Genomic DNA, 2,471 nt, shown 5'->3' on the forward strand with positions numbered 1-2,471 from the left:
ATATGCATACCCTAGGCCAATCGTTCATTGCCTATGCAATTACTCCGGCGGGAGAAACGATTCCATTGGTACGCATCAACGATTGGGATTTTAACTGGCAATCGACGTATGTGTTTCGGGAACCACTCACTATCCCCGAACGGTCCATTATTTACGCTGAAGGAGCATATGACAATACTAGTAACAACCCGGAAAACCCTAACGTGCCACCCAAGACAGTCACTTATGGCTGGAACACGACTGACGAAATGATGAACCTAATTATGTACTACCTGGACGCTCCGCCCGTAGGGCCAGTTAGAAGAGACTCTCAGGATTAGGCTTCTTTCGCCATTCATAGCGCAGTGCTACCAAATGGGTAAACAGTACAACCGGAACTACAATACCGGGCAGCCATACAAAAGGAAATGTTAGCACCGCAATATTGGGCTGATCAAAGGCTATTTGTTGTAAGGGAAACGGTATTGATAAAATCGCATGAACTACGATATTGGCCAACAAAAGCAGTGAAATAACATGCCAACCAATAATAACTGAACGGCTCAGCACCTTTTTCTTATAGCCGAAATAGTAGACGAATGGTGCAGTAAGCCCCGCCAATATATCGAAGTTTCTTCCCGCAAAGGTCATTAATTCAGGAATAGTGCCGTATTCAAATAGCTGATAAAGAATAAGCTCAACCGGAATTCTAACTACATGAATTAGAATTAAAAGCGGAATATTTGCCCGCTCGAACCATCGCTTACCTCGTTGAGAGTTGAGTATATAAATAATAGTAAATAGTGGTATAAATAATACCATGGTAAAGCGAGGAGGTATGGCGTTAGTTTTCTGATAGAAGCCGGAAAATGCTAGTACCGATAGTAGCAATAGCCACGCTATAATGATTACCCACTTACCTTTAGACAGGCGGATAGCCGTATTCAGCATAATTAATGTGAATCCGGTAACCAGGATAAACTCTCCCGCTACAAACCAAGGAATAGAGTCGAGCATAGCAGTAACAATGAGCAATGAGCAATGAGCAATGAGCAATGAGCAAAATTATTTCCTTCCCTTTCAGGATTTTTAATTTCCTTCAAGGAAGTTCCGGTCTCCGTTCCACGGTGGCCATCAAACTCTAAATTGCCGTAAGTGATGATCCAGGTGCTTATAAAACATGGTGCTCCATTCTTCTTTAGTAAGCCGACCGAAAGAGTGGGATTCCCGATCATGAAAGTGCGCTTCGCCTAGCTCCTGCGTTTTCTGTAAATATTGAATGAGCCGGGCTTTTTCTACTTCAAAGTCTTTAGGTTCTTTGATAATAAATTGTGGAGCCGTTTGACCATTTTTCTTGTATGGTTTACTACCTACAACGGTGGGCTTAGCTAGAATTTTAAGCATCAACTTCACCAGCGCATTAGGTTTAGGGTGCTTGTTCTCATAGTTTGTTTCGTAAGCTACATTGCAGTGGGCCAGCATTTGTGCTACATGCATTTTTCCCCATTGATTAGGGGTGGTCGGGGTTAGTTGGTTCACCCGGTTGATAAGGCTGTCGGTTATGCTCTTTTCAAAAATGTTATTTGTCATAGGAGATGCAAAGTTAGTTGAAGGTGAAGTAGCCGAAGTTACGCGAGTACTCATGTACTTTTGTTTCGTGAAAGATGGTCAGGACTGATTTAGAACAAAAGTAGACTAAGCACAAAACAAAATTCTTATCCTATGACAAGGAATTTACTGCTCGTTAGCAATCTTTTTTCTTATTCGGCTCAACGAAGTGTCGGTTACCCCTAAATAAGAAGCGATATACTTCAGAGGCACATTCTGCACCAGTTCGGGTGCTTCTTTTACCAATTGTAAGTACCGCTCCTTGGCCGAATTAGTAATCATAGCGATATTTTTCCGTTTGAGGGAGAAGTAGCTGCCCACCAAACGAGACCTCCCTCCTTCTCGAAAAGCTTCAATACTGTGGAACAACTTTTGAAACTCATCAAAACCCAGTTGCCAGACTACGCAGTTGGTGAGTGCCTGATAGTATTCTTTAGTGGGGGACTTTAAGAAAAAAGAGGGCCAGTCGATAAGGATCTGCAATTGGGTATAAAACCCGGTAGTGGTGTCATTTCCTTTGGTATCAATCGCGTAAGATCGGGCAAAGCCACTTTCCACAAAGTAGTAATTACGAGCTACTTCACCCGCCTGCAAAATGTATTCATTCTTTTTGAATGTAACTTGCGTGAACTGAGAAACTACCGTGTTTAGCTCCTCGGCAGTGAGGTTATCTTTTTCAAGAATTTTCTGAAGGATGTGTGATTTAGCCATGAACTATATCGTAAATTCAAACTACGTACCAATACTGCCTTGCGGCAGCTTTTAATTCAGAAGAATAACTCCCAAAGCTTAGGTAGAAAGATAAGCCCTCCGATTACTACGGCGGTGACGGCTGAAAGTAACACTGCCGCTGCTCCCAAATCCTCGATTCGTTTAATACGGAC

The 2,471-nt window shown here is 42.6% G+C and carries 4 protein-coding genes and 1 pseudogene; 1 reads left to right on the forward strand and 4 read right to left on the reverse strand.

Going from position 1 to position 2,471, the window contains the following annotated elements; all coding sequences use genetic code 11:
- Positions 1-320, forward strand: a pseudogene (locus tag WBA23_RS07550) (cytochrome c); the annotation flags it as partial.
- Here WBA23_RS07550 and WBA23_RS07555 read toward each other — a convergent pair.
- The 4 genes from WBA23_RS07555 to WBA23_RS07570 form a co-directional block, all read right to left on the reverse strand.
- Complete coding sequence (locus WBA23_RS07555) at positions 298-996, reverse strand: hypothetical protein (protein ID WP_424581664.1); 699 nt, start codon at positions 994-996, stop codon at positions 298-300. The pseudogene WBA23_RS07550 and the gene WBA23_RS07555 sit on opposite strands and share 23 nt — an antisense overlap.
- A 117-nt stretch (positions 997-1,113) precedes the next feature.
- On the reverse strand, positions 1,114-1,569 hold the full coding sequence (locus WBA23_RS07560; RefSeq protein WP_424581665.1) for a DUF1569 domain-containing protein: 456 nt from the start codon (positions 1,567-1,569) through the stop codon (positions 1,114-1,116).
- A gap of 144 nt (positions 1,570-1,713) precedes the next feature.
- Entirely contained in the window at positions 1,714-2,298 is a 585-nt protein-coding gene (locus WBA23_RS07565) for a Crp/Fnr family transcriptional regulator (protein ID WP_424581666.1), read from the reverse strand.
- Positions 2,299-2,354: 56 nt separating this feature from the next.
- Positions 2,355-2,465, reverse strand: a complete 111-nt coding sequence (locus WBA23_RS07570) for a diacylglycerol kinase (RefSeq protein ID WP_424581667.1) — start codon at positions 2,463-2,465, stop codon at positions 2,355-2,357.
- Positions 2,466-2,471 lie beyond the last annotated feature (6 nt).

Source organism: Tunicatimonas sp. (assembly GCF_049647865.1).
Taxonomy (GTDB): domain Bacteria; phylum Bacteroidota; class Bacteroidia; order Cytophagales; family Cyclobacteriaceae; genus Tunicatimonas.